General features: G+C 66.8%; 5 protein-coding genes. All 5 read left to right on the top strand.

Translation table 11 applies throughout. From position 1 onward, the window contains the following. The coding region (locus VF497_RS12795; RefSeq protein ID WP_330889286.1) for an ABC transporter ATP-binding protein at positions 1 to 742 on the top strand (742 nt) is incomplete at its 5' end. Next, on the top strand, positions 742 to 1524 hold the full coding sequence (locus tag VF497_RS12790; RefSeq protein ID WP_414706900.1) for an ABC transporter permease: 783 nt from the start codon (positions 742 to 744) through the stop codon (positions 1522 to 1524). The genes VF497_RS12795 and VF497_RS12790, both read left to right, overlap by 1 nt. Before the next feature lie 69 nt (positions 1525 to 1593). Further along, a complete protein-coding gene (locus VF497_RS12785) occupies positions 1594 to 1764 on the top strand; it encodes a LiaI-LiaF-like domain-containing protein (protein ID WP_330889282.1) in 171 nt (56 codons plus the stop codon). Positions 1765 to 1784: 20 nt separating this feature from the next. Further along, positions 1785 to 2960, top strand: a complete 1176-nt coding sequence (locus VF497_RS12780) for a sensor histidine kinase (RefSeq protein ID WP_330889280.1) — start codon at positions 1785 to 1787, stop codon at positions 2958 to 2960. A gap of 47 nt (positions 2961 to 3007) precedes the next feature. After that, on the top strand, positions 3008 to 3610 hold the full coding sequence (locus VF497_RS12775) for a response regulator transcription factor (protein WP_330889278.1): 603 nt from the start codon (positions 3008 to 3010) through the stop codon (positions 3608 to 3610). The last annotated feature ends 30 nt before the right edge of the window (positions 3611 to 3640 follow it).

Here is a 3640-nt window from a genome sequence, read left to right as displayed (position 1 = left end):
GCTGCTCGTCGGCCTGCAGCGGGCCGATGCCGGCAGCGCCTCGCTGTTCGACGCGGCGCCGAATGCGCTGGCCGCGTGCCGCCGCATCGGCGCGATGCTGCAGGCGACCTCGCTGCCGGAAACGCTGACCGTCGGCGAACTGATCGACCTGTTCCGCAACTATTACGCGCGGCCGCGTACCGTTGCCGACATCGTCGCGCTGACCGGTGTCGACGATCTGCTCGACCGTCGCTACGCAAAGCTTTCCGGCGGCCAGCAGCGCCGCGCCCAGTTCGCGCTCGCGATCTGCGGGCGCGCGGAACTGCTGTTCCTCGATGAGCCGACCACCGGCCTCGACATCGACGCGCGCGAAACGATGTGGCGCGCGATCCGCCAGCTCGTCGCCGAGGGCTGCGCGGTGGTGCTGACCACGCATTATCTGGAAGAAGCCGAGGCTCTGGCCGATCGCGTCGTCGTTCTCGCGCAGGGCCGCATTGTCGCGCAGGGCACGGTCGCCGAGATCCGCGCGCGCGTCGCTTCGCGGCGCATCCGCTGCGTCACCACGCTCGCGGACGCGGCGATTGCGCGCTGGCCGGAAGTACGCAGCGTCGCGCGCGACGGCGGGCGCGTCGAGATCGTCACCGATGCGGCCGAGATCGTCGTGCGCCAGCTGCTGTTCGAGGATGCGCAGCTGAGCGAGCTCGAGGTTCGTCGCGCGGGGCTTACCGAGGCGTTTGTGGAAATCACCAGGGAGGCTGCATGATGGACACGATCCTTGCCGCATCGTCCGCACCGGATCATGTCCCGTTCCACGCATGGCGCGGCTACGCGCTCGAAGCGAAATACGAATTCCTGCGCGTGCTGCGCACGCCCGCATTCGCGATTCCCTCGCTGCTGTTTCCGCCGCTGTTCTATCTGCTATTCGGCGTCCTGCTCAACCGTGGCAACAGCGCTGCGGCCCATTACCTGTTCGCCACCTACAGCGTATTCGGCGTGATGGCGCCCGGGCTGTTCGGTTTCGGCGTGTCGATCGCGATCGAACGCGAGCGCGGCTGGCTGGCGCTGAAGCGCGTCGCGCCGATGCCGCCGGGCGCCTATCTCGCGGCGAAGATGCTCATGGCGATGGCCTTTGCGCTGATCATCTACGCGATGCTCGCGGCGATGGCGGCCACGCTCGGCGGCGTGCGCCTCGACCCCGCGCAATGGCTGTTGCTCGGTGCGATTGCGGCATTCGGCGTGCTACCGTTCTGCGCGCTGGGCTTGCTGGTCGGCAGCCGCGCCAACGCGTCCGCGTCGCCGGCGATCGTCAACTTCATCTACCTGCCGATGGCGTTCCTGTCCGGACTGTGGATGCCGCTGAGCATGCTGCCGCAGTTCATCCGCGATATCGCCGTGCTCTGGCCGCCGTATCATCTCGCCCAGCTTGCGCTGGCAGCGATAGGGCGCGAGCATGCGGGTGGCGCATTCGGTCATCTCGGTTTTCTCGCGGTGTTCACGATCGTCTGCTTCGCGGTCGCGCGGCGTTGGCTGGCACGGACGGCATGAACGCCATGACGCGCGCGCACCCGGCGCGTGGGCGATGCGACAATGCGTTTGTCTGAGGAGGAGCAGGACATGCAATCGGCAAACAGAACCACGGGCGCGATCCTGATCGGACTCGGCATCTTCTTCCTGCTCGTCAACTTCGGCCTGATCCCCGGCATCGCTCACCTTGTCCGCCAATGGTGGCCGCTGATCCTGATCGCAGTCGGCGTGCAGCGCTGGCTGGCGTCGTCGAAGAGCTGAAGCGCTGCCGCGGGCACATCATGATCCTCGACTACATCAAACCGGGCGACGATTCGCTGCTGGCCGGCTACGCGCACAGCATCGGCGCGAAACGCACGGTGCACTGGTTGCCACTGCTGATGCTGGTGTGGACGTTCTGGATCTTCGCCACGCCGATGTTCCAGACCGGCGACAGCTTCCCGAACTGGCTGTGGCCGACGCTGGCCAGTTTCGCCGTGTTCCTGTGGCTGTTCTTCCGCGTCTACTACCGCGACCGCAAGCAGGTGATCTGGTGTGCGCTTGGCATGGTCGCGCTCGGTTTCGCGGTCACCCCGGTCAACCCGGGCGCGCAGGGCTACATCATCTACGGCTGTGCCTACCTGGTGTTCTCGGGCAGCACGCGCGTCGCGGTGCGCAACATGCTCTGCGTACTCGTGCTGTATTCGTTCGAGTGGATCGTGCTGCTCCACTTCTATTGGGTTTATCTGCTCAGCGCCCTGCTGATCGCGCTCGCCGTCGCCTTCATGAACATCAATTTCCTGCGCAAGCAGGAGCGCGAGGCTGAACTGCGTCTGAGTCACGACGAAGTGCGCCGGCTCGCGGCGACGGCCGAGCGCGAGCGCATCGGCCGCGACCTGCACGACCTGCTCGGCCACACGCTGTCGCTGATCGCGCTGAAGTCCGAGCTCGCGAACAAGCTGTTCGACCGCGATGCCGCCGCGGCCAAGCGCGAGATGGCCGACGTCGAGCGCATCGCTCGTGACGCACTCGCCCAGGTGCGGCGCGCGGTCACCGGCATCCGCGCGGCGGGACTCGCCGCCGAGCTCGCTTCGGCAAAGCTGCTGTTGCAGTCGAACGGCGTGCATCTGGAATGCGAGATTGCCGACGTCTGCCTGCCGGTCGAGGTCGAGACTGCGTTGGCGATGAGCCTGCGCGAGGCGGTGACCAATATCCAGCGTCACGCGCGCGCGTCGCATGTGCGCATCGTGCTTGAGGCGGCAAAGCAGGCCGTGACCCTGCGCGTCGAGGACGATGGCCGCGGCGGCGCGATCGTGCCCGGTAATGGCCTTGCCGGCATGCGCGAGCGCCTCGCCGCGATCGGTGCGCAACTGCACGTCGATTCGCAGCGGGGACGCGGCACGTTGCTGAAGGTGACCGCGCCGTTGCCGTTGGCCGCCGGCGAATCCGAATCTGCGGCAACGCTGCGGCGCGCGTAGAATTCGCTGGCGTTTCGATTTTCCCCAACCGCTTCCCGTTTCCGGAAATGATCCGAGTCCTCCTTGCCGAAGACCAAGCCATGGTGCGCGGTGCCTTGTCCGCGCTGCTGCGGCTCGAATCCGATCTCGACGTGATCGGCAGCGCGTCCGACGGCGAGGAGGCGTGGCAGTTCGTGCAGCGCGACGTGCCCGACGTCGTCGTCACCGACATCGAGATGCCACGTCTCACCGGCCTCGAACTTGCGCAGCGCATCCGCGAGCGCGGAATCGAGTGCAAGGTCGTCATCGTCACCACGTTCGCGCGGCCCGGGTTTTTGCGCCGCGCGCTCGACGCGGGCGTCAGCGGCTACCTGCTCAAGGACGCGCCGGCCGACCAGCTCGCGGACGCGTTGCGCAAGGTGCACCGCGGCGGCCGCGCGATCGATCCGCAACTCGCGCTCGAAGCCTGGAGCGAGGCCGATCCGCTCAACGATCGCGAGCGCCAAGTCCTGCGTTTGGCCGGAGAAGGACTGTCGGCCGGTGACATCGCCGAGCAATTGCATCTTTCGCAGGGCACGGTGCGCAACTATCTTTCCGAGGCGATCGGCAAGCTTGGCGTCGGCAACCGCATCGAGGCCTATCGGCTGGCGCGGCAGAAGGGGTGGTTGTAGATGTTTTTGCTCGTCATTCCGGAATGACGT

The sequence above is a fragment of the Rudaea sp. genome (assembly GCF_036383415.1).
GTDB lineage: Bacteria > Pseudomonadota > Gammaproteobacteria > Xanthomonadales > Rhodanobacteraceae > Rudaea.
The sequence above is the reverse complement of the archived record's forward strand: the minus strand, read 5'-3'. Positions and strand labels throughout refer to the sequence as shown.

Coding starts and splice junctions, on each gene's coding strand:
- VF497_RS12785 (WP_330889282.1), top strand. CDS start 1,594: ATGCAATCGGCAAACAGAACCACGGGCGCGATCCTGATCGGACTCGGC.
- VF497_RS12780 (WP_330889280.1), top strand. CDS start 1,785: ATGATCCTCGACTACATCAAACCGGGCGACGATTCGCTGCTGGCCGGC.
- VF497_RS12775 (WP_330889278.1), top strand. CDS start 3,008: ATGATCCGAGTCCTCCTTGCCGAAGACCAAGCCATGGTGCGCGGTGCC.
- VF497_RS12790 (WP_414706900.1), top strand. CDS start 742: ATGGACACGATCCTTGCCGCATCGTCCGCACCGGATCATGTCCCGTTC.